Raw genomic sequence first — 24,270 nt, forward strand, 5'->3', positions numbered from 1 at the left:
CGCGGTCATGGAAAGTTTTTTCGACCTTAAAAAGAGAACTTAACTTATGAGAGGGAAAAAAGAATTTGAAGATTTAAAACAGGCGCAACAGGAGTGTTTTAATACGTAGAAGACGTATTATAATCGAGAAAAACTGCATTCAATGTTAGGATAAAAGAGTCCCTTTGAGTACGAGGAAGAAATGAAAACGCTAGTGAAATAGTGTCTACAATTTTCAGGCGGTTCAAAGGCTTTATATGAGTCGGATGAAGGCTTCTGCTAATAGACAAGTAAAAATACTTCAAGAGGTGTTTATGATAGATCAAACAGAGCTTATCAATCAAATCAGAGAAGAAGCGATTGTTTTTGATGAGATATCCACAGCACCTCTCTCTGATTTCTTAAATCGAGTCGGGGATGCTCGTGTGGTGCTCTTAGGAGAAGCAACTCATGGCACCTCAGAGTTTTATCAGATGCGTGCTCAGCTCACCCAAGCGCTGATCGCACAGCGTGGGTTTAATATAGTTGCGATTGAAGCCGATTGGCCGGATGCGGCGCTTGTGAATCGCTATGTGGGTCATGTGTCTGGAGGTGTTCCCGAGCACAAAGCTTTTAATCGCTTTCCACAGTGGATGTGGAGAAACCAGGAATTCCATGATTTTGTCGAGTGGCTTCGAAAGTATAATAGCAACATTCCTTCTAAAAGCAACTATGTAGGACTGTATGGTCTTGATCTGTATAGTTTGTACCAATCGATCGATAATGTAATTCGCTATCTGGATCTTAACCATCCTCACCTAGCTGAGCTTGCCCGGCAAAGTTATAACTGTCTTATGGTATGGCAAGGGTCTCCTTCGGATTATGGTTTGGCTGTTCTACAAGGAGAAAATAAAGATTGTAGAGAGGAAGCTCTTTCTGTCCTTAGAAAGCTATTAGAAGTGCAAGTGGCTAAAGGTTTGTTTTCTGAGGATGAAGAAGTGTTAGATGCAATTCAAAATGCACTTTTAGTTGTTAATGCTGAAAAATATTACCGCATAATGTGGGGTTCTTCAACCTCCTCTTGGAATCTACGTGATGGACATATGTTCGAGACTCTAAATCTTTTATTATCTGTTAAAGGTGAGGGAGCTAAAGCTATTGTGTGGGAACATAATTCTCATGTGGGCAATGCAAAAGCAACGGAGATGCAAGCGCGTGGAGAAATTAATGTTGGACAGCTTTGCAAAGAGCACTATGGGGATGCAGCCTACCTTGTGGGGTTTGGAACACATGAAGGAACGGTCGCTGCAGCCGCGTCATGGGGCGGTCCGATGAAGATTAAAAAAGTCTTGAATTCTCATAAAGAAAGCTATGAGCGACTCTTCCATGAGACAGGAGTAGGGAAATTTTTCCTACCTCTTCTTTCACCGTATCAAAAAAAAGTCAGACAAGGCTTAATGATGCCAATGTTAGAAAGAGCCATTGGGGTCATCTACCGGCCTGACACTGAACGTTTTAGTCATTATTTTCATGCCATTTTACCAGAGCAATTTGATGAATATATTTGGTTTGATCAGACGCGGGCGATTACTCCACTGTCTCTAACAGCGCCTCAAGGGATGCCAGATACCTATCCGTTTGGACTTTAATGAAAACCACTAGGAGGGTTTATGGGAAAATTCGACTTAGGCTCAGCAGAGATCCGACATAAATTTAATTCTTCTCATGAAAGGGCAGAGGTAGTTCAACACTTGCTAAGGTAGCGGATCCTTTTAATCACATTGAGAACGCATCTTTAGATGGATTGCTTGCACGGATTGGAAATACTCATCTTGTCCTGCTTGGCGAGTCAACGCATGGGACATCAGAGTTTTATCAAATGCGCAGCCGAATCACACAAGAACTGATTGTAAAGAAGGGATTCCAACAGTGTTGTCCTTGAGGCTGATTGACCTGATGTAGAGCTTGTCAATCGATTTGCACGTCATTTACCGCGGGGCTTGATCGAGAAAAAAGCCTTTAGACGGTTTCCAAGATGGATGTGGAAAAACGAGTAATTTCATGCTTTTATCTTATGGCTTAGGCAGTATCACGCAAAGCAAAGCCCTTCTTCCCCTGTGAATCTCTATGGATTGGAACTTTATAATTTGTATCAATCGATCGAACATATCCTGGCCTACTTAGATCAGAAAAATCCTCCACTAGCTCAGATTGCACGCCAGCAATACAAATGTCTTCTTACTTGGCGAAAATACCCCGCTCATTATGTTTGGGCAGCTTTGTTGGGCCAAACGAAAGAGTGCGAAGAGGAAGCGGTCTCCATGTTAATCCAGTTGTTGGAGAACTATGCAGCAAATGAGCGACCTAATGAAGAAGAATTTTTACCTATTTTTCAAAATGCCCTGTCGATTACCAACGCAGAGGAGATTATCGGAGTCTTTATCAATCAAGGATGGCTTCTTGGAATCTTAGGGATCGGCATTAGGGATCGGCATATGTTTGAAACCTTAGAAACTCTGATGAGTCTTCAAGATGCAAAAGTTGTTATTTGGGTGCATAATTCTCATGTGGGAAATACAGCTGCAACAGATTTTTACGAAAGAGGTCAATTCAATTTAGGGCAACTGTGCAAAGAAAAATATGGAGAGAAAGCCTATTTGATTGGATTTGGAATGCATAAGGGAATCGTTGCTGCCGCCTCTTCTTGGGGAGGAGAAATGCAAATTAAAGAAGTCAAAGACTCTCATCCCCAGAGTATCGAGCGTTTATTCCATGATACTCAAGTCCCTTCATTCTTTCTGCCTCTGCAAGAAAGACCAAAGAGGCTCTAATGATTCGTCTCCTGCATCGCGCCATTGGTGTTATTTACCAACCTGCAAATGAATTGAAAAATCATTACTTATATTCAGTTTTGCCCTATCAATTTGATGAGTATATTTGGTTGGATCATACCTATGCTGTGACGCCCCTTTCACCCAAACCTTTATCCGAGGCGGCAGATACCTATCCTTTTGGTATTTGACTCTCTTTGATGGATGAATCCGGCCTATAAGCTGGATTCACCAATCAGAAGAGCGCTATCACACGAAACCATCTGAGAGAATTTATTTGATCAATAATAGGATCGCTGGCTTGAGCATCAATGTTTCTAACCGGGGTCTCTCTGTACATCTCTAAACTATCTTGTAAGTCTCGCAGTTCATTCTCCTCATCTATTTTTAAACCTGTTTTATCTTTTAAGGATAAGGATCTCTGTCGCTGTTCTAAAATTTTATTTGTCAGCTCGTCGATCCGATCTTGACAGCGGCTGAGTACTTCTTCTGCGATTTCTTCGTAAGATTCGTTTGCAATCTCTAGTTTAGGTTTAAGATGCTTTAAAGTTTTCTCGGCTTCTTCTTTAAAAGCATTAAATTGTTGAAGCTGTTCTTTGGAAGAGAGTTTTTTTTACCTCTTTCATTTCTTCTAAATGTTTTTCTAATTGCTGCATTTGAAAAGAGATCCTTGCTTTCACCTTATCGAGTTGAGAAAGAAAATCAATTTGAAAAAATAAATCTTTTTCTAACTCTTCTTCTTTGATATTTTGGAGAGGCGTTGAGAAATGATCCCATTCACTTAGTATATTATTGAGAATGGACTGAGCTTCTTCTAGCTTTGACGCCATAGATCCTCCTTCTAAATTTTAATCCCCCTTTTTTTGGTAAAAAGAGAACTTCTTTTAGCTGCTCTTCACTCGGCTAAACTCTTTTTCCACAGTTGGATTGCGTGTAGTCTTTATCATATAACCTCCACTTTAAGAGAAAACATGCTTGTATTTTTTAACCCGGTTCCCAATCTATAGAACCTTTTTTCTTAATGAGATTTTAATTTTTCTGCTCTATCCAGAGAGATCAATTCTTCCCTCATGGAGAAAAAAATGAAGTAATGGGACCTGGCAGCACCTTTTTAAGGTGATCGATTTCTCCTTCGGTTAAATGATTTTCCATGACTATGAAAACATTTTTTGTGAGTTGGGCTATCTCTGAAAAGAGCAGATCATTGCCTAAATAATTCGCAACAAGTGAGAGAAAATCCTCAAGCCGATGAACTTTGATAGGAGTATGTGCTGGGACCCAGCCTTCATAATAAATTCCACGAATTAGCATAGGAAGCTGAGCTCCCAATTTTGCTACGACTTCGATGGGGAGCCGATCTCTTAAAGCATGAAGAACTGCTCTTAAAGCTATATAAGAGAGATGTTGGTCACTCCATCCCATATGCTCAGACAGCTCTTTTAACCAAAAATTAGTTTTTTGAACTGTTGTTTCAATAACCTTTACTTCTGTGCGTTGCATATTTTACCTCCTTCTTGAGAATTTTTTCTTTTTATTAAGTTCAATAATAGTTCAATAATAGTTCAATTCGGTTAAAATAGGATTAAAAAATCTTTGCCTGGAGAATTAAATGGATTCCTATCAAGAGATAAGAAAGCAAATGGTGGAGAAACAAATAGCCGCGAGAGGAATACAAGATCCTCGAGTATTAGAGGCAATGGGAAAAGTGCCGCGCGAGAGGTTTGTGAGTGAGCACATTGCTCCACTCGCGTATGAAGACCGACCTTTATCCATTGATGAGGGGCAAACGATTTCACAGCCTTTCATTGTTGCAGTCATGGCTCAGCAGGCCCAAATAACTCCCCAGGATAAGGTGTTAGAGATTGGTACCGGCTCAGGCTATTCTGCTGCCATTCTAAGTCAACTGGCCTCTCATGTCTATTCTATGGAGCGGTATCCAAAGCTTGCAGAGCTGGCAAAAAAACGGCTGCAAGAGTTTGGCTATAATAATGTGACAGTATCAGTTGGGGATGGAAGTCTAGGATGGGAAGAGTTTGCTCCTTATGAGGTTATTATTGTGACGGCAGGCGGGCCTCAAATTCCTCCTTCTCTTTTGAAACAGCTAGCCATAAGCGGCCGTTTGGTGATTCCTGTGGGACCTAGTTTGGAGAGCCAGCAATTAATGCGTGTTATGCGAGAGGATGCTGATCATTATCGCTACGAGAACTTAGGATCTGTACAATTTGTACCGCTCGTTGGAAAAGAAGGGTGGCAAACTACAAGCTCGTCATAAACCTATGCATAAAACAACTCGACATGGCTTTTCCCTCATTTACAGAGGAAGCAAAAAAAATACAGAAGGTCATGGCCGAAAAGGTGGTTGTAGAAGATCCTTTTCAGGAGCCTCAGTGGATCGGTGGTATGGATGTCAGTAATAACCTCTATGATCCTAGCCAACTCATTTATGCAACAATTGTCGTGCTTAAATTCCCCGAGTTTCAGTTAGTGGAGTAGGAGGGAGTTATAGAAGAGCAGACTCCTCCTTATATCCTAGGTTTATTAGGGTTTCGAGAAGCGCCCTCTCTTGTTCATGCATTTGAGCGCCTGCAAAGGCGACCTGATGTTCTGAATACGAAAGTGAGACCACTTCCATCGGGTGCTTTAGCATGGGAAACTTGTAAGACAGCAACAAAGGCAAAGTGTATGATGATAGCGCAAGCTATTGAAGCGAATCCTTACAGAAAGATCGACTGGCTCCAGATAAATTTGTGACAGATAGAACAAGATTGTGCAAAGAATACAGGCACCTATCGTGAAGGCTCTTAAGAAGAATGCATTTCAATAGGTCAAAAATCTACAAAGGCTTTTGACCAAATCCTTTTCCACCAGACTGCTAGAAGCAGTCAGACGGGTAACCACAAACAGCGGACATAAAATGCCTGGTAGTAGAGAGAAAAATTTTTCCCTTTTCTTGAGGTCTTACTATATCTTCAACTGGAAGGCGAACGTTATAACCCTTGGATCGTAATGGATTAGGGCGGTTGGACGCTTTCCGACGTCGTTACATCTTCTCTAGATTTTTCTAAAATTAGGGCATGGAAGATAGCAAGTTTAAAGCTCCCATGCCGTCAAAGAAGATTTCTGCTGAATCATCAGCATTAACGAATCCCTGTCGTCTTGGAGCTTTTTTGATCTGCTTCTTCAAATAGACAGACGTAATCATTCGGAGTTTTATGAGCATAACCAAAGTGGAACTTCTTCCCATCAGGCCACAGAAAGGCTTGATAGCATTTGCATGTGTGGAGATTGATCACAAGTTCTATGTTAGCTCCATTGGTGTCCATAAAAGACGCGATGGCGCTGGTTATAGAATCACCTATCCCACTCGGAAAGTTGGAGAACAAAATTTAACTATTTTCCATCCAACCCAAGCATCACTCAGCAAAGAAATTGAGAGAGTCATTGACAAGGTTAGAGATTATAAAGCTCGCCAAGCTGAAATCGTTGAGCAGATGGCACGCCATGAGAAAGCAAATCAAAACTTTTATATCACTGCCAACATGGTAATGAACCTGACCGCTCGTGCTAGGGAGATTTTCGAAAGTTCTGAAGTCGATGAAAAACGCCAACTTTTGAATTTTGTGTTTCAGAACTTAAAATTAGACGGTAAAAATCTATCTAGATACTTGTGAACTATTTACTACCTTAGTGGGCTATAAGAAATGCCAGAAAGGATGGGGGCGGTTGGACTCGAACCAACGGAGACCGAAGTCGAGGGATTTACAGTCCCTTGCAATTGCCACTATGCGACACCCCCAATAATGAGAAAATGCTGGCAGTAGGAATTGAACCCACAACCGTCCGATTACAAGTCGGGTGCTCTACCAATTGAGCTATGCCAGCGAACGAAGGGATATTTATAGCAAAAACAGTTTTTTATCGACAATGTTTTTTTAATGAAAAAGTAAAATCGACCTCAAAAAGATTTTTGAAGCCGATGTATAGTTAACTTGTAGGGGAATTCGAATCAGATTTTTTGATCAAATATTGGTCGAAATTCGAAGGAATAGGGGGTTTTTCTTCGTTATGTATGGCATTACCAAAAGAGCGTTCCATTAATGTTGAATAATCTATAGCTGCTTTTTGCTGCTCTTGTGGTTGCTCTACACTTTTTTGTGTTCCACCGCTGCTGAGAATTTTAGCAGTAAATTTACGTTTTCCTAATGAAGTGACTTGAGTACGGTTTTTTTGTTGTTCTTTTTGCATACAACAGTTTTTATATTTTTTGCCTAATCCACACGGACAGGGATCATTTCTTCCAGCTTTCTCTGATGACATATATCCTCTTTTTTCGAAGCCTAAATTATACATAAGAGAATTAAACAATTATGTATAATAGTATAAAATTTGCTTTCACATTTTTTTATTAAATCATGATTGTAAACTTTACGTTATCTAATAAACTAAGTATAATTTAATCATATTTTTTAAAACAATTACAAAAATGACTATTATGACTGTTCCAATTGCTCAATCCCCTTGGACCTCTTTAGGAAAAAAATTAGAAAGTACTTTTCGAAAGGCTTTATTTGACTATGAGATGCTCAAAGATGTTTCTAAAATAGCTGTCGCATTAAGTGGGGGAAAAGACAGTTTAACACTTCTTTATTTATTAAAAGCTATTTCTGGAAGAGGATTTCCAAATTTAGAAATTCATGCAATTCACGTATCTGGAGAATTTTCATGTGGGGCTGGAGTCAATGAAGATTATTTACGAGCAATATGTCAAGAAATCGGAGTTCAATTAACGACCCGAATTTCAACTCAAAAATTAGAAAAATTGGAATGCTACAGTTGTTCGAGAGAACGGCGACGGCTTTTATTTGAAGCTGCCAAAAGTTTGGGGATTACGACGATTGCTTTTGGTCATCATCGTGATGACCATACACAGACTGTTCTGATGAATTTATTGCATAAAGCTGAATTTGCTGGTAATCTTCCAAAAATTCACATGCAAGAATATGGTGTGACAATTATTCGACCGTTGATTTACATAGCAGAGAAAAATATTCGAACTTTTGCACAACAGCAAGGTTTTGCAAGAATTATGTGTCGTTGTCCCGTCGGGCAAAATTCGATGCGTAAACAAGTAGACCAATTATTAATCGAAATCGAAACTCTTTTTCCTCATGCTCGTGAAAATATTGCTAAAGCTGGTCTAATTTACGGTTCTCAAAAAGCCGCGACACCTTGAGAATTACAAGATCAAATTTTTTATCATTTACCTAATTAATTATAGGATTAAAAATGGCATATTCTCTTCCAAGCGAGCATGAAAGCAGCGTACAAATTCAAGGAGTTGAAATCTTTTTAGGATTTCCTGATGAATTTAAGTTTGAATGGATTGGTCAAAGAGATGTTATGGAACAGTTACTTGCTGCTTGGTTAGTGATTGATAAAAATGATATTCCACTTAATCCCCGTTTGATTGGTAAACCAGGGGTTGGTAAAACAACTTTGGCATATGCTGCAGCAAAAAAAATCAACAGGCCTGTTTATATTTTCCAATGTACAATGGACACCCGCCCAGAAGATTTATTAATTACTCCTGTTGTTGATCAAGGTGGGGGGATAAGATATGTAGCTTCGGCTCTTGTAACAGCCATGATTCGAGGAGGTGTCTGTATTCTAGACGAGGCGAATCGAATGAGTGAAAAGTCATGGGCTTCTTTAGCCCCTCTTTTAGATACACGTCGCTATATCGAGTCCATAGTTGCCGGTTTAAAGGTTTCAGCTCATCCAGAATTTCGTATTTGCGTGACAATGAACGATGATGCTTCAACATTTGAAATTCCAGAATATATCCATAGCCGCCTTCAACCACAAATCTATCTCGATTTTCCTGAAGCAGAAGAAGAACGCCGGATACTTCGAGAAAATCTTCCCTTCGTTGATGAATACATCATGGAATACGTGGTCAATTTCCTACAAAAAGCTCATACAAGCCGTGAAAATTATACGATCCGAGACGGAATTAACATTGCTCGTTATGCTGCTAAACGAATTAAAAGCTTAAATGGTAATAGTGGGAATATTGAAAATTTATTGCGTGAGGCTATTTTAATGACTCTGGGAGATGAAGCTTTAATATACGTGCTTTAGAGGTCTTATGCTCACAAACGATTTATTTTATCTTCAAAAAGGGCATATTTACGCTGTTCCTATTATTCATTATAATATGGAAATGGCTACGCAAGTTAAATGGGCTTTTGATACGCTTAAACCCGATTGCGTCGCTGTTGAATTACCTGAGACAATGCAAGTTAAAATGTTACACGCAGCTTCTCGATTACCAGACATTAGCGTTGTCTTAACCTATAACCAAGATCATGACCCTGTTTATTTTATGGCAGAGCCATGCGACCCAATTTTTGAAGCGCTGCGAAGCTCAATGGAGCATCAAGTTCCCGCCTATTGTATCGATTTAGACGTTGATCACTACCCTGATATTCACGAACAAGTTCCCGATCCGTATGCAATTCAACGAATAGGTTTAAAAGCTTACTATAATCTTTATGAGCAAGCAAAAAAAGAAAATCGACAGCCATTTAATCATTTAGATCAGGAAAGAGAAATCTATATGGCTCGTCGTTTAAAAGAACTATCTCTTAGATATGATCGTATTTTGTTTGTAGGGGGAATGGCGCATCTTTCTCAAGTGTTGAAATTAGTGGATAATCGTTCTTTCCCGGAAGTTTATCATGCAGATCGAGGCATTATTGAACTTTGTACGCTTACGCCGGAATCTGCAAGAGACATCTTATTTGAATGGGGGTATCTTTCTTATAAATATGAAACCATGAGAGAAAACTTTCTCGATGGAGAATTCGTTGATCGGCAAAAAGTTATTTTGCAGCTTTATAAAGAGGCCTCTGAAAAATATGTGGAAAGCACAGGTAATTTTTTTGCTGGTTATCACTTACGCAATATTATGAAGTTTGTGCGTAACTATGCATTAGTCGGAGGGCAGTTAATGCCTGATCTTTATAAAATTTTATCTTCTGCTAAAGGGTGTGTTGACAATAACTATGCTTATGAAGTTTGGGAGTTAGCAACTTTTTATCCTTTTCTTAAAAATATTGATAATCTTCCTGAATTAGATCTTTCTATTGAAGATGTTTGGGGTTATAGCAAACAAATTCGTTTTTATCTCAAAGAGAAAGGGCGAAAAAATTCTATTCCAAAAGTTCGTAAAGATCGGTCCTCTTTTCGTTTTACCCCACCGAATCCTTTTAGTATTTGTTCATATCCTCCAGAAGATATTGCTATTGAAAAATTTGGTGATTTTTTGAAAAAGAAAGGTTGCCAAATTTTAGCTGAAGAAGGGGCTCGCACGATTCCTTTTTCTTCTAGTATTGAAGATGGAATAGATACCAAAGAAACAATTCGTCATTGGCATGAAAGAAAATTATTTGTGAAAACAAAGGGAAAACCTCCAGCGGGAGTGGGCTCAATTTGTTTGATTTTTGATGAAGATAAGGCTGAAGAGGGTAAACCTTATCAAGAAAAATATCCTTGGCGAACGACATGGATTGGAGAACATCAACAAGAGTCGGACATGTCTTTTTATGCAACCTCTCTTTCTCATCATGTTGTAGGGCCCGGAATAAGTCGCTGTGAGTATGGAGGATTTATGATGTCCTATCCTCCAAGAAGAATGCGCAATATTTGGTTTGACCCAGATTATTTTGATTGCCGTTTCAAATCGGAAGTTCTTTTGATGGCTGCAATAGATTACGCGGTTAAGCCTATTATCGTCTATGTGGCGAGTACGCCACCTAGAAGCCAATTAAAAAGTTTTGCGCGTCGATTTGGTAAAAAAATTGTTTATATTCCGATCGGACAGCTTTCTCCAATCACACTTAATAAATTAAGAGCTTTTCATGTCCTTGACGGACATGACAAAAGAGAAATAGCGGATGAATATATTTATTAATAACTCATTCATTTCTTTTTAAAACTTCTGAAAGCGTTGCTTCAATAGTTGCGAATAGTGTTTCTAAGCGATCTCTCGTAGAAAAGGGTAATTTTAAAGAGTCGAATTGTTCTAAATGATCTCTAAGCCCTTCTAAACGAACTTCAGTAAAATAAAATTCTTTTTCATCATGTTTATCAAGCTTGGGTAATAGTTCATGTATATGCTTGAGTTCTTGGGCGACAAAATGCATCTCATTTTCAATTTCTTTTAAATCTTCAGAACCAATTTCAGCTTCTGGTAAAACGACTTCTTTTACAACGGAGTCAATTTTCATTAACAATTGGTCGAAACAATTTTCTCTTTGAGAATCAAGTTTTTCAATCCATTCAGAAGCTTGTTGCATTGACTCTGCATTTTTCACATGTGTTTTCAGTTCAACGAGATGCTTAAGAGGTTCTTCAATTGCTTTAGCAAGTCGATTTTCTAAGTTTATTAGATCGGGGTCTTCTTCTTCCATTTTTGATAAATATTGAATTTGATACTCTTTAATGAGTTTTAAGTCTTTATCAATCAAATGTTCAGTTCGATCGGAAACGAGTTTTAAAATTTTTTTATTAAGTTCTTTATGATCGCTCCACTGGTGGTAAAGGTTTAACCAAGAATTGGCATGTTTATCCCAGTCGATTGTGTCAATTTTTCTTAAATTAAGAAGAGTTTCATCTAGTTCACTTTTTAATAACTGAGCTTGTTTAATAAATTCGTCTAATACATCGCTAGCAAGTGGTGCTAGCCAATTATCAAAACGAGTTAAAATCGTTTGTTTCTGTTCATTAAAATGCATGATACAGGCTTTTGTGCGTTCAGTTAAATTTTGAAGATGATCTAGTAAAATGCGATCACTTTCCAGGGCTTGCTTAATAAGAAAAGGAGTAGACTGAATTTGTCTTGATAATTGTTCAATATTAAATGTTGAGTTTAATAGTGGTTGTTTACTTTCATTTGTATCGGGATTGGGTTCTGCTATAAATTCAGACATAAAACCTCATCATTGACCGAAGGGAAAATAAACCAAATTTTGATAAGTTAATTCTTTCTTTTGCAAGAAATAAGTAAAAAATAAATTTTTTTAATTAATTTTATTTTAACTATACTTATATTTTAAATGATTTAAATTATTTGTTGTATAAAATAAATTTTATTGTTTTTCTTAATAATTACACATTTTATAATGGAAAAAATAAAAATGAGCTCAAAGCCTTTAATTTTAGTAACTAATGATGATGGAGTTCATGCTAAAGGGATTCGCCATTTATGGCAATCGATTCAAGATCTTGCTGATCTCATTATCGTTGCTCCTCAACAAGAACAGTCAGCTGTTAGTTTATCTATTACAGTGAGACGTCCGCTACATATTGAAAAAGTAGATTGGTTAAATGCCCAAGCTGATGTTTGGTCTGTGAATGGAACGCCTGCTGACTGCGTTAAATTAGCTTTAAATGTTGTCTTACCAAAGAGACCACAATTAATTGTGTCAGGTATCAATCGAGGGACGAATGCTGGACGAAATATTTTTTATAGTGGGACTGTTGCAGCTATTATGGAAGGAGTTATGCAGGGAATCCCTGGAATTGCTTTTTCTTACGGCGATTATTTTAATCCCTCTTATCATTTGATAGAATCTTTTATTCCGGGCATCGTCAACTATGCTTTGCAAAATGCTATGCAAGAAGGAACTTTTTTAAATGTTAATTTCCCTAAAACTGAACATGGCCCTATTAAAGGCATTCGTTTAACGACGCAAGGAAAAGAATATTGGGCTGAAAATCCAGAAAAACGCCAACATCCTGCCGAACAAAATAGCTATTACTGGTTGGGTTCAAAATTGGCTGAGTATGATGAGCGTGAAGATAGCGATATTTTTTTACTAAGAAAAGGGTTTGCTACGGTGGTTCCTTTGCATATTGGAGATTTGACAAACCATTCCCACCTTTTAAAAGAAAAACTGGCTTTTGAAACCTTTGTGAATTGATTTAAAATTCTTAAAATAAAATGATTAAATATTTTTTTTACATTTTTTGAACGAAGAATGGGTTTCTATTTCCTTCGAAAAATAAAAAAAGAATACAATAAAATTTTTATTTGATTTACGAGGACAAGAGATGTCTATTAAAATTAATCCTTTTAATACTCTTCAGAAACTGAGCTCAAACCATTATTATTATTCTTTGCCTAAACTTGAGGAACATATTTCGGTTTCTATTCGAAGGCTTCCTATATCTATTCGAATCATGCTGGAATCTATGCTGCGTCATTGTGATGGGCATCTCGTCAAAGAAGAAGATGTTTTAAGAGTGGTAAATTGGAATAGCCGGATGACACCTGAAGGAGAAATTCCATTTATTGTATCTAGAGTTATTTTACAAGATTTTACTGGCGTACCTCTTTTGGTCGATTTAGCGGCCATGAGGGATGCTGTAGCTAAACTCGGATTAGACGCGAAGATCATAGAGCCCGAAGTTCCTGTGGATTTAGTTGTAGATCATTCAGTGCAAGTGGATCGTGCAGGGACTAATGATGCATTTTTATTCAATCTAAAAATTGAGTTCGAAAGAAATCGAGAAAGGTATTCTTTTTTGAAATGGGGACAAAAAGCTTATAAAACTTTTCAAGTGATTCCTCCCGGCATTGGAATTGTTCATCAAGTTAATTTAGAACATATCGCTGAGGTTGTGGTTCATAAAAAAATGGAGGGAATTCATTGGCTTTACCCAGACACTTTAGTGGGAACAGACTCTCACACAACAATGATTAATGGATTGGGAGTTGTTGGGTGGGGAGTAGGAGGAATTGAAGCTGAAGCGGCCATGTTAGGTCAGCCTATATTTATTCAAATGCCAGAAGTTATTGGAGTTCATTTGTCCGGTGGGTTGAAAGATGGAGTTACAGCCACAGATCTAACTTTGTACATTACAGAACTTTTAAGAAACGAGAAAGTGGTTGGAAAATTTGTCGAGTTTTTCGGTGAAGGAGCGGCTAGTTTAACAGTTGCTGATCGAGCAACAATCGGAAATATGGCTCCTGAATATGGTGCAACAATGGGATTTTTCGCTGTCGATGACCAGACCCTAGAGTATTTACGTATGACGGGTCGAGATGAGCAACACGTACAATTAGTTAAAGAATATTTAACTTCGCAGCAAATATTTGGAATTCCGAGAAAAGGGGATATCGATTTTACAAAAATTTTAGAATTAGATTTAACACAAATTCAACCGTGTGTATCAGGACCAAAAAGACCTCAAGATCGGATTGATTTATCAAACGTTAAAGCAAAGTTTGACCAATTACTAAAAATTCCGATTGCAAATGGAGGTTATGGAAAAGCAGAAGAAAAGCCTCATATTAAAGTGCATTCGGGTGGCGTATTTTTCTTAGATCATCGGCACGAATGGGGAGGAACATCTGTTTTTGGTCGCATGACTAAGGAGCAGCCTTGGAGTGAGTTTGAAATGCTCGCTAATAGACCATTAACACCTCCTGTCGTCAATCCGGGTTATGCCAATCATATTGATGAAGAAATCATTTTAACGCATGGTTCGATTGTTATTGCTGCTATTACAAGTTGTACCAATACGAGTAATCCAAATGTGATGTTAGCAGCAGGGCTTTTGGCAAAAAAAGCTGTTGAAAAAGGATTAAAAGTCAATCCGATGATTAAAACTAGTTTGGCTCCAGGTTCGAGAATTGTCACGGATTATTTAGCTAAATCAAATTTACAGCAGTATTTAGATCAATTAGGATTTCAACTGGTGGCTTATGGTTGCACAACCTGTATTGGAAATAGTGGGCCATTGGATGAAAAAATTGAAAAAGCAATTAAACATTTTGATTTGATCACGGTAAGTGTTTTAAGTGGTAACCGAAACTTTGAGGCACGCATTCACGGCTCAGTTAAAGCAAATTTTCTCATGTCTCCGCCTTTAGTAGTGGCCTATGCTCTTGCTGGGCGGATTGATATCGATTTAGCGAATGAACCCATTGGATATGATCAAAATGGCCAACCTGTTTACTTAAAAGATCTTTGGCCTTCTGAAAATGAAATTAAAAAAACTATTCGACAGGCTATTGAACCGGACATGTTTAAGCTTCGTTATTCAAGTATTTCGCAAGACAATCCAGTTTGGGATAAAATTATCACAAAAGAAGGATCGCAGTATAACTGGGAAAGTGAAAGCACATACATTAGACAGCCTCCCTACTTTGAAAATTTTTCTCTGGAATTGCCCAATTTGAAAAAACTACAGGACATGCGCCCGCTTGCTTTATTTGGAGATTCTGTTACAACAGATCATATTTCTCCAGCAGGTAGTTTTAAACCTGATTCTCCGGCTGGAAAATATTTAATGTCTTTGGGTATTTCTGAAAAAGAATTTAATAGCTATGGCAGTAGACGAGGAAATCATGAAGTGATGATGCGAGGGACATTCGCGAATGTTCGATTACGTAATAGAATGGTGGATGATAGAGAAGGGGGCTTGACGACTTTAATGCCGGATGGTATGGAATTGCCCATTTTTGATGCTTGTCAAGCTTACGCAGATAGAGAAGTTCCTTTGATCATTTTTGCAGGTAAAGATTATGGGATGGGAAGTTCTCGCGATTGGGCAGCGAAAGGCACAGCCCTACTTGGCGTTCGCGTTGTTGTTGCTCGAAGTTTTGAACGTATTCACAGAAGTAATCTCATCGGAATGGGAATTTTACCTCTAGAGTTTTTACCTGAGCAAAGTTGGGAAAGCCTAGGAATTATAGGAGAAGAGTTGTTTTCTATTAAAGGATTTGAGGAAGCATTAAAGCCCAATCAAGAATTGATTTTAGAAATTAAGAGCGAAGATAAAATCCAGCTCGTTAATCTCCGAGCTAGATTGGAAACGACTATTGAAGTTGAATATTATAGACATGGAGGAATACTCCCTTATGTACTGCGCTATATTTTAAATCAACGATAAGACATTCGTTATGAAACTTATTTTTTTTATTTGTTTAACAATTGTATTTCTTCTTTTAGTTGTTGCATTTGTTGTTCGAGCTTATCAAGTCTTTCCTGCGTTGCTTGAAATTGAGATTCTTTTTCAGCAGCTTGCTGATAGGAAATAATGAAATAAACTAAAAAACTGATAAAAAAAGTTAAAAAAATCTTAAATGGTGTGATTTGTTTCATGATGTGTCCTTAATGAGATATTCTTTTTTATTTCTTTTTAAATTTTCTCCCTGCCAAACTGTTTTGAAAAGATAAACAATAAAATAAAAAACAGGTGTTGTCGAAAAATTAAAAAAAGTTTTATAAGCAAATGAAAAGAAAATAATTGGTAAAATATAGGATATTGGCATGCCTAGACCCCAATAAAAATAAAGCATATCAATGACAATTGAGTCAAGCAACTGAGAAATGCAAGCCGCTCCATTACTGCGTAGCCAAAGAAAACGAGAACCTGTGAATTTTTTTATTAAAGCATAAACTTGAATTCCGATAATTTGAGCGATTAGGTAGGCTGTTAAAGAAGAAAAAATTCTCAGACCACTTAATCCAAGGATTTCTTTAAAAGCTCCTTGGTCATTTCCAATAGAAGTGGGTAATAAAAGCACTACTTCGATTAAGCCAAAACTTAGAATATTTATTCCCAATCCAGTATAAATCATCTCTTTTGCTTTTTTAGCGCCAAGCAGCTCTGTAATCAAATCGCTCAATAGAAAAGTCAAAGGATAGGTCAATAATCCTGCCGGGATATTTAACTGAAAGAGAGGCAGAAAAACCATTTTTGCGGAAAGAATATTGGATAATACAGTGACCAAGCAAAAAACGGCACAAATGGGGGAATAGTAGTCAAAAGAAGTGAGGGGGCTTTGATAGCGCATTAAACTTTTAGTTCGTTGATTATTTATTCATTCATCTTAAAAGTTTAGACTTTTTAAGTCATTTAAAGAAATTAGGGGGGAACAGAGTCAACTTTTGTGAACAAAAACGAATTGCTTGAGTAATAAGCGATCTAATGGAGTAATTTGCCTTTGACTTTTGTTGGCAAGTAAAACTATCCCAATGCCTTCTTTCAGTTTAAAGCCAATATAAGTGGGAAAAACCAGGCCCCTTTAATTTTTATCAATGGTTAAACCACCTGGGCTAACATAGCGTTGTAAACCCAATCCCATCACCAAATGAACATTAACTTTAAAAAAAGATTAATAAGAAAATTGTATAGTTCTAATCTTTTATGAAAGATCAAATACTTCTTCTTTGTCATCATCTTTATTATCTTTTCCATGGCTATGCTTGGCCATGTATTCAGGGAACATCAGTTCCTCATCTGAAGCATTTTTTCCTATGTTTTGCTTTACCTAAGAACACTAAGGGATCTGTGAAGGGATTTTATTGATAGACTCTACAGGATTAACGGTTTGCCCGCGTCAAACGTGCCTCTTCCCATCGTGTCTTTAAAGAGCCACGCTAAGAGGGGAAAAACAACCGTCGGCTGGTGCTTTGGGTTTAAGCTCCATCTCGTGATTAATCATCATGCAGAAATTGTCGCATTTAAGTTGACAACTGGCAATATTGATGATCGCAAACCCGTTCCAGAAATGGTAGAAGGGATGAAAGGAAAAGCATTCGCAGATAGAGGAGATATTTCAGAAAAACTGACTCATACTCTCATGCAAAAGGGAATTCATCTTTTCACAAAAGTAAAGAAGAAGATGAAAAATAAATTGATCCCGTTAGTGGATAAACTCATGCTAAAAAAGAGGGCTATGATTGAAAGTGTGAATCATCTGTTGAAAAGTAGCCGTTAGATAAAACATCATCGGCGCCGAAGTCGATGGAAGTTTCTTAGCAATCTAATGGCAGGTCTTGCTAGTTATTGTTTGAATCCATCCAAGCCTCGACTGTTCTTTTCAAATACAGAAATCGAAGCTGTTAAGCTCCTAGAATATTTTTGAGGGTTTCTTACGTTAAACTGGCGTTGAATTAGCTAAGATTTTTTCAGATTAGGTCCTGCTTATTTTTCATTAACCGTAAAAACGGTTTCATAAAATGCTTATTTGTTTTCACGTTTTCACGCAGAGTGAGATACAAAAATAAGAATCGTTAAAGAAAGAAATGAAATTAAACACCTTCTGTTATCTTTTTTTATCTTGAAATTAGGCGTTTATCCCAGGCATAGATTTGAATACCTGATTAACTATTGACAAGGGTGAAATTCGAGATTATGGTCAAAATTACGAGATTTTAGAAGACAGCTTAAATTTCACCGAGGAAAACAAATGGATGATAATAAAGAGCAGATTCAACTTCTTCACAAATTAGAAACTCCTCAATTAAGAAAAGAAAACGCTTCTATTATCAGTTATCATTATCAAACAGAAAAAACCAATCCAACGGTTTTTCATTTTGTATCCATTGATTTCAAATCTCCTCCCATTCGATTAAAACAAAGTCTAATCAGTCATGAATTAATTAATGAAAAAGATATCTATCTGATTGATCGCTATTTTACCGAGGAGGAAGGGGAAAGTTTACGAAATTTTTCAAAGCAAGCACATTTTAAGACGAAGATTTTTGCCGATCAAAATAGTCGATCAAAAGGGGAGACACCTGATCGTGCGATGGATCCGGAAGAAAAATGGAATTTCTTTTTAAATCCTGGACCTGCCATTCAAGAACTTTTTAAATTGTTAAATTGGTTGGCGGATCGTTTACATGCCGATATTTCTACCCTCCCTTGGGAAATGTATGAGGCAGACCTCTGCGTACCAGCTGTAGCTAGTAATCGAGTTGAAAGTAAAACGTTAGAAAGTATGGAGATGGGGAAACATCAAGATTATGATACAGAGCAAGGCATTGCTTTTGGAATACCCATTTTGTATTCAGAGACTCCTAAATTTCATTTTAATATTTTTTTCAATGGATCCGAAGGCAAGCCTTGGTTAGTTTCGGCTATGCTTTATTCCACATCGGAGGCTTTTGCTTCAGAATACGGTTTAGGGACAGTTTTTTTTGATAAAAATGATAAACAATCATTTTGTGCTGATGCTAAGCATATGCGTTTAGTCATTTTTGAGGGAGATATTGTTCATGCGATTGAACAATCTAAACTTCCTGCTCATGAAAATATTTGGAGAGTTTCTTATGTCTTTAAACTATTGATTAATCCAAAAGACAAAAATCGCTCGATGAAACAGGCTTTTTCTGAATTGATGAATGCAGCCAGTCAGCAGAAATAAGTTGGATTGATTATTTAAATCCCAAATCCAATATCTATTGTTGCAGCAAAAGATCGCCATGCTGTGTGATGAGATTTTTCATTCAAAACACTTTCATTGGGAGATTTTAGCTTCTCTTGCGCAACCTTCCATTCCTGAAGTTTCAAACCAAGTCCGATATACCAACATAAATTAAAGTGCCATGTTGCATCGATATAAAAAACTTGTCCGTGCGTGTGCTTTGACCAACCTTTACGAGCTAATTGATCTTTTAACGCTTGTAAGCCGTGTATATTTTTTTTAGATTGCCAGTTCCCCCAATGATATTCATAACCTAGGTCGATAGAAAATTCATCCAAAAAACCTTTTAGGTTAATCCCGGCCCAAGGTCCTTCCCAATGATTGGAATAGCCTAAATTTGCAGTTTTTGACACATCATTAATTCTTGCTTTTATATGTGATGTCTTAAAGTGCTGTTCATGATAAGACCATCCAAGCATAGGTCTTAAAGTGATTAAACGGTAAAAAGGAATCAAGTTAAATTGATATCCTACTCCCAATATAGCATCCTTAGTCATTCCTTTGAGTTTGCTAGATTCGAAACGAGCATGTTGTTGGGAATAGAGATGTTGGATTTCTTTCCATCCTCCTGATCCTGCCCAAGCATAATCGGCATCTAAATGGACGAATAAACTCAGTAGACAAAGATTAGCTTTGAAACCGACTTGATAAAGAGAGATAGATCGTAGTTTAAGTTGATCATTTGAAAACGAGGGCTCGTATGCTTTCAAGAATTTACGCTGCGTATTCAGAGAATCGGACCGATAACCGTTAGTGAGCTTTAAATCAAAACTTAATAGTTCAGACCATGCTGAAGAGAAAAATAAAAGAGAAAAAATAAAAAAAACGCAACAAACTTTTTTCATAAGATAATATCTTTTTTAGAAATTGCCAACATTATATTAAAGTTGATGATATGGAGCAAGAAAGAGTATTGAAAATAAAAAAAATTCAAAAGCCTACTCCTTAAAAAACACATTATTTTTAATGTTAAAAATGTAATGATGAACGAGAAAAAACGTAATTAAAAGTTTAGCGATTCATTTTATTTAATGATCTATTCTTAAAAAGATTATGAATTTCTAATTGGAGAGGTGTTTTTAGCTAACAGCTACGAGTGTTGCTAAAGTATTGCCTAATTAGAAAAATCGAGTTATGCTTAGAAGTTTTTATTAGGCTTTTAATCATGCGAAAAAGTTTATAAATTAAAATAATCGTTAGCTTGAAAAGAGGTATTGATGGTAGAAGGCATCGTTTTTGAACATGTTTCAAAAAAATTTGCAGATAGTATAGCCCTGAATGATGTGTCATTTGCTATTAATAAAGGAGAGTTTTTTTCTCTTCTAGGCCCTAGTGGATGTGGAAAAACAACACTATTAAGGATTTTGGCAGGATTTGAAAAACCTGATCAAGGAAGGATTTTACTTGACGGGCAAGACATCACTAAACTCCCTGCGAATAAACGACCTATCAACACCGTTTTTCAAAACTATGCTTTATTTCCTCATTTAACGATTTGGGAAAATATCGCTTTTGGCCTTCGCATCGCTCAGCGTTCTGAAACAGAAATCAAACGAGAAGTCGAGCAGATGCTGGGTTTAATTCAGATGAAAGAACACGGACATAAAAAGCCTGATCAAATTAGCGGGGGGCAAAAGCAACGTGTAGCTATTGCAAGAGCTTTAGTCAACCATCCTCGCATTTTATTACTAGATGAACCCTTAGCGGCATTGGATTTAAAATTACGCCAAAAAATGCTCTTAGATTTAGATCGTATTCATGATGAAGTGGGAATCACATTTATTTTTGTTACTCATGATCAAAGCGAGGCTATGGCTGTTAGTGATCGCATTGCTGTTTTACATAAAGGGAGTTTAGAGCAAATTGGAAATCCTATAGAAATTTATGAAATGCCCAAAAGTAGTTTTGTGGCAGATTTTATTGGTGACACCAATTTTTTTGATGGTTGGGTAAAAGAGACGGCTCAAAAGGAATACAGTCTTGTTGATGTAGAAGGATTTCCTCAAATTTATTGTTTTAATGATAAACAACTATCGAAAGGAGATGCTGTTCATCTTAGTGTAAGGCCAGAAAAAATTCATATCTCTCGCGAACAAATTCAGGCCCATCCTCTCCAAAATGTTTTTCAGGGGATTGTCGATGATGTCATTTACAAAGGGGATCATACTCATTTTGGTATTCAAGTCGGAGATCGAAAAATTTCTGTCAATCAACAACACAGTCGTTTCCTTCTCGATGAAGCCCCCATTAAATGGAAAGATGTAGTGTGGATTTGGTGGCATTCAGATGATGGATTTATCTTGGAGCGATGCCAAAAGCTCGAGAATAACAATGAATAGCAAAACTAAAAATGAGTGGGTTTTAACCCTACCTTCTTTTATTTGGCTCTTAGTATTTTTTTTGATACCAACCTGTATCATTTATGCTTATGCTTTAAAGCCAAATAATATTTATGGAGGAGTTGGCGAGGGGTGGTCTTTAGAAGCAATTAAAGATTTAATCAATCCTAATTATTACGTTTTACTATTCCGAACGATTTTTTTGGGAATAGCGACGACGCTATTTTGTTTGCTTTTAGCGTTGCCAGTTGGCTACCAGATGACATTGATTTCAAAACGAGCTAGACGTTTGCTCATGCTCATGTTAGTTCTTCCTTTTTGGAGTAGTTTTCTCATTCGGATTTTTGCTTGGAAAATGCTTTTACATCCCGAAGGGTATATTAAAAATTTTCTTGTTTCTATTCACCTGATAGATGCTGATACATCTCTCCTTTATAATCTAGGTTCAGTCATTTTAGTTATGGTTTACACTTATTTACCTTTTGCCGTTTTTCCTATTTATGCAGCAGCTTCCAAATTCAATTTTCAGCTATTTGAAGCTGCTATGGATTTAGGAGCCACAAAAAACCAAGCATTTTTTAAAGTGTTTATTCCTGGAATAGCTAAAGGAATTTTAACAGGAACAATGATGGTTTTCATTTCTGCCGTTGGTGCATATGTAATTCCGGATCTTGTAGGAGGATTTAGCAGTGAAATGATTGGGAATAAAATCGCTCAAAGAGTCTTTGTTGATCGTCATTTACCCCAAGCAAGCGCTCTTTCTGCTCTTTTGTCTTTAGTTATCTTTTTACCACTTTTAGCCTATGTTTTTATTTCTACTCGGCAAAAAAAAATTGAAGTAGAAGTGAGGAACAGAGAATGAAAAAAAGTCCATTAAGTTTTTGGATCACAGTTTTTGTTCTCATTTTTTTATACGTTCCCATTCTCGTCTTAATCATTAATTCTTTTAATGATTCACGATTTGGTGGACAATGGGTTGGTTTTACTTATAAATGGTATGATCGGCTTTGGAATGAGCATAAAATGTGGTATGCTTTGCGTAATTCTTTAATCGTAGGTGTGTCTGCGACAATTGTGTCGACTTTTTTAGGAACGTGTGCAGCTTTTGCTTTACACCTTTATAAATCCAAATTACAAAATTTTCATTACGGACTCATTTATACCCCGCTACTTATTCCTGATATTCTAACAGGAATTAGTCTTCTTCTATTTTTTGTCACTGTAAATGTAAAATTGGGCCTTTTTACGGTCTTTATTGCACACACCACATTTTGCATGAGTTATGTTACAATGGTTATGCTTTCAAAACTGCAGAATTTTGATTTTACTTTGATAGAAGCCGCACAAGATTTAGGAGCAAATACCTGGACCTTAATCAAAAAGATTTTACTTCCTTTATTAGCACCAGGATTAATGACTGGAGCTCTTTTAGCTTTTATTCTTTCTATTGACGATTTTGTCATTACTTTTTTTGTTGCGGGGCAAGGGGTTTTGACGTTGCCTGTTTATGTTTACAATATGATTAAGTTTGGATCGACACCTATAGTGAATGCGCTTTCTGTTCTGATTTTGGGCGTGACATTTGTATTTATATTTTTTACACAACGTTTATCTAAAGAGGATTGAGCATGAAAAAATACTTTCTCTTATTACTTTCCCTGTTCGCTAGCCTTAGTATTTTTACGGCATGCCAAAATACGCTTGTTCCAGAGCTGCACATCATGATTTGGAGTGATTACATCAAACCTGAAATCATAGAAAAATTTCAGGAAAGTCACCATTGTCGTGTTATTATTGATACCTTTGATTCTAATGAATCGATGTATGCTAAGGTAAAGTTAGGAGCCGGTGGTTATGATATCATTTTTCCAAGCAACTATTTCATGCAAATCATGAATCAACAAAATATGCTCGAGCCTTTAAATAAAGAATTAATTCCCAATCTTAAAAATTTAGATCCTGCGTATACTAACAAAGTCGATCGCTCATTGCTCAATTTAGGTGTTCCTTATATGGTTTCCAGTGCTGGAATCGTTTATCGTCAAGATAAAGTTGAAAATTTAGAAGTTTCTTGGGGGGTATTTGGCAAATCGAATTATAAAGGTCGCATGACGATGCTTAACGACGTGCGGGAGACTTTAGGCGCTGCCTTGAAATTTTTAGGCTATAGTGCCAATACAACTCAATTGCAACAAATCGATCAAGCAGCGCAAGTGCTCATCGATTGGAAAACTAATTTAGCCAAATTTGAAAGCGAACAATATAAAGCGGGGATTTCTAGTGCTGAGTATCTCATTGTCAATGGTTATAATGGGGATGCATTGCAAGTTATGAAAGAAAACAAAAATGTGAATTTTTTCTATCCAAAAGAAGGCATTAGTTTTTCTATGGATTTTATGGTGATTCCTAAAGAAGCTATTCAAAAAGAATTGGCTCATGCATTTATTAATTTCCTTTTAGATGGTAAAGTAGCTGCTGAAAACATCGAGCATTCTCTCTTTTTAAGTCCAAATCTAGCTGCTTATGAGTATTTATCCAGTGAATTAAAAAATAATACTGTTCTATTTATGCCGAAAGAGGTTTTAGATAAAGCTGAGTTGATTAAATATCTGGGTGAAAAGGGTATTCTTTACAACAAAGCTTGGGATAAAGTAAAGGCGAGTTAATGCTCGCTTTCAAAATCTTTATTGACAGCTGATTCTTACCTGTCGTCAAAAGGTTGTTGTTAGCTCAAGAAAGTTAACGTTGCGATATAAGCTGGGCTCCAAATGATCTTGTCATTGATTTTGAATTGAGAATAATAAGCAGCTATAGCCTGTTCATCCTCACTTGCTATTTTATTTATTCTATCTTG

Annotated in this window: 23 protein-coding genes, 2 tRNA genes and 2 pseudogenes; 18 read left to right on the forward strand and 9 right to left on the reverse strand. The window is 36.9% G+C overall.

The annotated features are described in order from the left end of the window. The first annotated feature begins 452 nt into the window (after positions 1–452). Complete coding sequence (locus PC_RS04095) at positions 453–1,607, forward strand: erythromycin esterase family protein (protein ID WP_269474221.1); 1,155 nt, start codon at positions 453–455, stop codon at positions 1,605–1,607. Positions 1,608–2,075: 468 nt separating this feature from the next. Further along, positions 2,076–2,980: pseudogene (locus PC_RS09885) on the forward strand (erythromycin esterase family protein). Between the two features lie 384 nt (positions 2,981–3,364). Here PC_RS09885 and PC_RS04105 read toward each other — a convergent pair. Together PC_RS04105 and PC_RS04110 are read right to left on the reverse strand one after the other, a co-directional pair. After that, entirely contained in the window at positions 3,365–3,619 is a 255-nt protein-coding gene (locus PC_RS04105; RefSeq protein WP_011175404.1) for a hypothetical protein, read from the reverse strand. A gap of 238 nt (positions 3,620–3,857) precedes the next feature. Beyond that, on the reverse strand, positions 3,858–4,289 hold the full coding sequence (locus tag PC_RS04110; protein WP_011175405.1) for a DUF2267 domain-containing protein: 432 nt from the start codon (positions 4,287–4,289) through the stop codon (positions 3,858–3,860). A 109-nt stretch (positions 4,290–4,398) separates the two neighbouring features. On the opposite strand from PC_RS04110, the gene PC_RS04115 reads away from it, so the two are divergent. The 5 genes and pseudogenes from PC_RS04115 to PC_RS11705 all read left to right on the forward strand — a co-directional run bounded on the left by PC_RS04115 (position 4,399) and on the right by PC_RS11705 (position 6,460). Then, on the forward strand, positions 4,399–5,061 hold the full coding sequence (locus tag PC_RS04115; RefSeq protein ID WP_044044922.1) for a protein-L-isoaspartate(D-aspartate) O-methyltransferase: 663 nt from the start codon (positions 4,399–4,401) through the stop codon (positions 5,059–5,061). Further along, on the forward strand, positions 5,037–5,282 hold the full coding sequence (locus tag PC_RS04120) for an endonuclease V (RefSeq protein ID WP_011175407.1): 246 nt from the start codon (positions 5,037–5,039) through the stop codon (positions 5,280–5,282). The genes PC_RS04115 and PC_RS04120 overlap by 25 nt, the downstream gene beginning before the upstream one ends. 9 nt (positions 5,283–5,291) lie before the next feature. Further along, positions 5,292–5,540: an endonuclease V gene (locus PC_RS11950; protein WP_420885544.1), complete on the forward strand. Its 249-nt coding sequence runs from the start codon at positions 5,292–5,294 to the stop codon at positions 5,538–5,540. 85 nt (positions 5,541–5,625) lie between these two features. After that, positions 5,626–5,796 (forward strand): annotated as a pseudogene (locus PC_RS11955) (hypothetical protein); the annotation flags it as partial. 205 nt (positions 5,797–6,001) lie between these two features. After that, positions 6,002–6,460 carry a septation protein SpoVG family protein gene (locus PC_RS11705; RefSeq protein WP_232086056.1) on the forward strand — a complete coding sequence of 153 codons (459 nt, stop codon included), beginning with the start codon at positions 6,002–6,004 and terminating at the stop codon, positions 6,458–6,460. 43 nt (positions 6,461–6,503) lie between these two features. Here PC_RS11705 and PC_RS04130 read toward each other — a convergent pair. The 3 genes from PC_RS04130 to PC_RS04140 form a co-directional block, all read right to left on the reverse strand. Beyond that, positions 6,504–6,585 (reverse strand) — tRNA-Tyr (locus tag PC_RS04130). 13 nt (positions 6,586–6,598) lie between these two features. Further along, positions 6,599–6,671: transfer RNA gene (locus tag PC_RS04135), tRNA-Thr, on the reverse strand. A gap of 102 nt (positions 6,672–6,773) precedes the next feature. Then, positions 6,774–7,106 (reverse strand): SEC-C metal-binding domain-containing protein, encoded by a 333-nt coding sequence (locus PC_RS04140; protein ID WP_011175409.1) that lies wholly within the window; start codon positions 7,104–7,106, stop codon positions 6,774–6,776. Between the two features lie 175 nt (positions 7,107–7,281). Between PC_RS04140 and PC_RS04145 the strand changes: the two genes are divergently transcribed. Genes PC_RS04145 through PC_RS04155 form a run of 3 tightly spaced genes read left to right on the forward strand, consistent with a single transcriptional unit; the run spans position 7,282 to position 10,764 of the window. Continuing rightward, entirely contained in the window at positions 7,282–8,022 is a 741-nt protein-coding gene (locus PC_RS04145; protein WP_011175410.1) for a tRNA 2-thiocytidine biosynthesis TtcA family protein, read from the forward strand. A 53-nt stretch (positions 8,023–8,075) separates the two neighbouring features. Next, positions 8,076–8,930 (forward strand): AAA family ATPase, encoded by an 855-nt coding sequence (locus PC_RS04150; protein ID WP_011175411.1) that lies wholly within the window; start codon positions 8,076–8,078, stop codon positions 8,928–8,930. 7 nt (positions 8,931–8,937) lie between these two features. Then, a complete protein-coding gene (locus PC_RS04155) occupies positions 8,938–10,764 on the forward strand; it encodes a TraB/GumN family protein (RefSeq protein WP_011175412.1) in 1,827 nt (608 codons plus the stop codon). Between the two features lie 4 nt (positions 10,765–10,768). Here PC_RS04155 and PC_RS04160 read toward each other — a convergent pair whose 3' ends face one another. Then, the gene (locus PC_RS04160) at positions 10,769–11,782 is read right to left on the reverse strand and encodes a hypothetical protein (RefSeq protein ID WP_011175413.1); all 1,014 of its coding nucleotides are present in this window, start codon (positions 11,780–11,782) and stop codon (positions 10,769–10,771) included. Positions 11,783–11,989: 207 nt separating this feature from the next. Here PC_RS04160 and surE point away from each other — a divergent pair, with 207 nt between their 5' ends. Both surE and PC_RS04170 read left to right on the forward strand, forming a co-directional pair. Next, complete coding sequence (surE, locus tag PC_RS04165) at positions 11,990–12,775, forward strand: 5'/3'-nucleotidase SurE (protein ID WP_011175414.1); 786 nt, start codon at positions 11,990–11,992, stop codon at positions 12,773–12,775. Positions 12,776–12,905: 130 nt separating this feature from the next. Next, positions 12,906–15,752, forward strand: a complete 2,847-nt coding sequence (locus tag PC_RS04170; protein ID WP_011175415.1) for an aconitate hydratase — start codon at positions 12,906–12,908, stop codon at positions 15,750–15,752. 26 nt (positions 15,753–15,778) lie between these two features. Here PC_RS04170 and PC_RS04175 read toward each other — a convergent pair whose 3' ends face one another. Further along, positions 15,779–15,964 (reverse strand): hypothetical protein, encoded by a 186-nt coding sequence (locus PC_RS04175; RefSeq protein WP_011175416.1) that lies wholly within the window; start codon positions 15,962–15,964, stop codon positions 15,779–15,781. Next, positions 15,961–16,659 (reverse strand): queuosine precursor transporter, encoded by a 699-nt coding sequence (locus tag PC_RS04180; RefSeq protein ID WP_011175417.1) that lies wholly within the window; start codon positions 16,657–16,659, stop codon positions 15,961–15,963. The genes PC_RS04175 and PC_RS04180 overlap by 4 nt, the downstream gene beginning before the upstream one ends. Before the next feature lie 537 nt (positions 16,660–17,196). Here PC_RS04180 and PC_RS04185 point away from each other — a divergent pair. Both PC_RS04185 and PC_RS04190 read left to right on the forward strand, forming a co-directional pair. Beyond that, positions 17,197–17,586, forward strand: a complete 390-nt coding sequence (locus PC_RS04185) for a transposase (RefSeq protein WP_011175418.1) — start codon at positions 17,197–17,199, stop codon at positions 17,584–17,586. A gap of 471 nt (positions 17,587–18,057) precedes the next feature. Then, the gene (locus tag PC_RS04190) at positions 18,058–19,017 is read left to right on the forward strand and encodes a hypothetical protein (RefSeq protein WP_011175419.1); all 960 of its coding nucleotides are present in this window, start codon (positions 18,058–18,060) and stop codon (positions 19,015–19,017) included. Between the two features lie 14 nt (positions 19,018–19,031). Here PC_RS04190 and PC_RS04195 read toward each other — a convergent pair whose 3' ends face one another. Continuing rightward, complete coding sequence (locus PC_RS04195) at positions 19,032–19,922, reverse strand: hypothetical protein (protein ID WP_011175420.1); 891 nt, start codon at positions 19,920–19,922, stop codon at positions 19,032–19,034. Between the two features lie 372 nt (positions 19,923–20,294). Between PC_RS04195 and PC_RS04200 the strand changes: the two genes are divergently transcribed. Genes PC_RS04200 through PC_RS04215 form a run of 4 tightly spaced genes read left to right on the forward strand, consistent with a single transcriptional unit; the run spans position 20,295 to position 24,082 of the window. After that, positions 20,295–21,416 (forward strand): ABC transporter ATP-binding protein, encoded by a 1,122-nt coding sequence (locus tag PC_RS04200; protein WP_011175421.1) that lies wholly within the window; start codon positions 20,295–20,297, stop codon positions 21,414–21,416. After that, positions 21,409–22,278: an ABC transporter permease gene (locus PC_RS04205; protein WP_042282148.1), complete on the forward strand. Its 870-nt coding sequence runs from the start codon at positions 21,409–21,411 to the stop codon at positions 22,276–22,278. Before PC_RS04200 ends, PC_RS04205 begins: the two co-directional genes overlap by 8 nt. Continuing rightward, positions 22,275–23,042 carry an ABC transporter permease gene (locus tag PC_RS04210; protein ID WP_011175423.1) on the forward strand — a complete coding sequence of 256 codons (768 nt, stop codon included), beginning with the start codon at positions 22,275–22,277 and terminating at the stop codon, positions 23,040–23,042. Before PC_RS04205 ends, PC_RS04210 begins: the two co-directional genes overlap by 4 nt. A gap of 2 nt (positions 23,043–23,044) precedes the next feature. Beyond that, on the forward strand, positions 23,045–24,082 hold the full coding sequence (locus PC_RS04215) for a polyamine ABC transporter substrate-binding protein (protein WP_011175424.1): 1,038 nt from the start codon (positions 23,045–23,047) through the stop codon (positions 24,080–24,082). Positions 24,083–24,270: the final 188 nt, after the last annotated feature.

The sequence above is a fragment of the Candidatus Protochlamydia amoebophila UWE25 genome (assembly GCF_000011565.2).
GTDB classification, from domain to species: domain Bacteria; phylum Chlamydiota; class Chlamydiia; order Chlamydiales; family Parachlamydiaceae; genus Protochlamydia; species Protochlamydia amoebophila.

What these genes read in the sequence shown, in the direction of transcription:
- PC_RS04145 (WP_011175410.1), top strand. Translation starts at nt 7,282, where the DNA reads ATGACTGTTCCAATTGCTCAATCCCCTTGGACCTCTTTAGGAAAAAAA.
- PC_RS04200 (WP_011175421.1), top strand. Translation starts at nt 20,295, where the DNA reads ATGGTAGAAGGCATCGTTTTTGAACATGTTTCAAAAAAATTTGCAGAT.
- PC_RS04215 (WP_011175424.1), top strand. Translation starts at nt 23,045, where the DNA reads ATGAAAAAATACTTTCTCTTATTACTTTCCCTGTTCGCTAGCCTTAGT.
- PC_RS04210 (WP_011175423.1), top strand. Translation starts at nt 22,275, where the DNA reads ATGAAAAAAAGTCCATTAAGTTTTTGGATCACAGTTTTTGTTCTCATT.
- PC_RS04150 (WP_011175411.1), top strand. Translation starts at nt 8,076, where the DNA reads ATGGCATATTCTCTTCCAAGCGAGCATGAAAGCAGCGTACAAATTCAA.
- PC_RS04155 (WP_011175412.1), top strand. Translation starts at nt 8,938, where the DNA reads ATGCTCACAAACGATTTATTTTATCTTCAAAAAGGGCATATTTACGCT.
- PC_RS04195 (WP_011175420.1), bottom strand. Translation starts at nt 19,922, where the DNA reads ATGAAAAAAGTTTGTTGCGTTTTTTTTATTTTTTCTCTTTTATTTTTC.
- PC_RS04175 (WP_011175416.1), bottom strand. Translation starts at nt 15,964, where the DNA reads ATGAAACAAATCACACCATTTAAGATTTTTTTAACTTTTTTTATCAGT.
- PC_RS04160 (WP_011175413.1), bottom strand. Translation starts at nt 11,782, where the DNA reads ATGTCTGAATTTATAGCAGAACCCAATCCCGATACAAATGAAAGTAAA.
- PC_RS04140 (WP_011175409.1), bottom strand. Translation starts at nt 7,106, where the DNA reads ATGTCATCAGAGAAAGCTGGAAGAAATGATCCCTGTCCGTGTGGATTA.
- PC_RS04180 (WP_011175417.1), bottom strand. Translation starts at nt 16,659, where the DNA reads ATGCGCTATCAAAGCCCCCTCACTTCTTTTGACTACTATTCCCCCATT.
- PC_RS04105 (WP_011175404.1), bottom strand. Translation starts at nt 3,619, where the DNA reads ATGGCGTCAAAGCTAGAAGAAGCTCAGTCCATTCTCAATAATATACTA.
- PC_RS04115 (WP_044044922.1), top strand. Translation starts at nt 4,399, where the DNA reads ATGGATTCCTATCAAGAGATAAGAAAGCAAATGGTGGAGAAACAAATA.
- PC_RS04095 (WP_269474221.1), top strand. Translation starts at nt 453, where the DNA reads ATGCGTGCTCAGCTCACCCAAGCGCTGATCGCACAGCGTGGGTTTAAT.
- PC_RS04190 (WP_011175419.1), top strand. Translation starts at nt 18,058, where the DNA reads ATGGATGATAATAAAGAGCAGATTCAACTTCTTCACAAATTAGAAACT.
- PC_RS11705 (WP_232086056.1), top strand. Translation starts at nt 6,002, where the DNA reads ATGAGCATAACCAAAGTGGAACTTCTTCCCATCAGGCCACAGAAAGGC.
- surE (WP_011175414.1), top strand. Translation starts at nt 11,990, where the DNA reads ATGAGCTCAAAGCCTTTAATTTTAGTAACTAATGATGATGGAGTTCAT.
- PC_RS04205 (WP_042282148.1), top strand. Translation starts at nt 21,409, where the DNA reads ATGAATAGCAAAACTAAAAATGAGTGGGTTTTAACCCTACCTTCTTTT.
- PC_RS04170 (WP_011175415.1), top strand. Translation starts at nt 12,906, where the DNA reads ATGTCTATTAAAATTAATCCTTTTAATACTCTTCAGAAACTGAGCTCA.
- PC_RS04110 (WP_011175405.1), bottom strand. Translation starts at nt 4,289, where the DNA reads ATGCAACGCACAGAAGTAAAGGTTATTGAAACAACAGTTCAAAAAACT.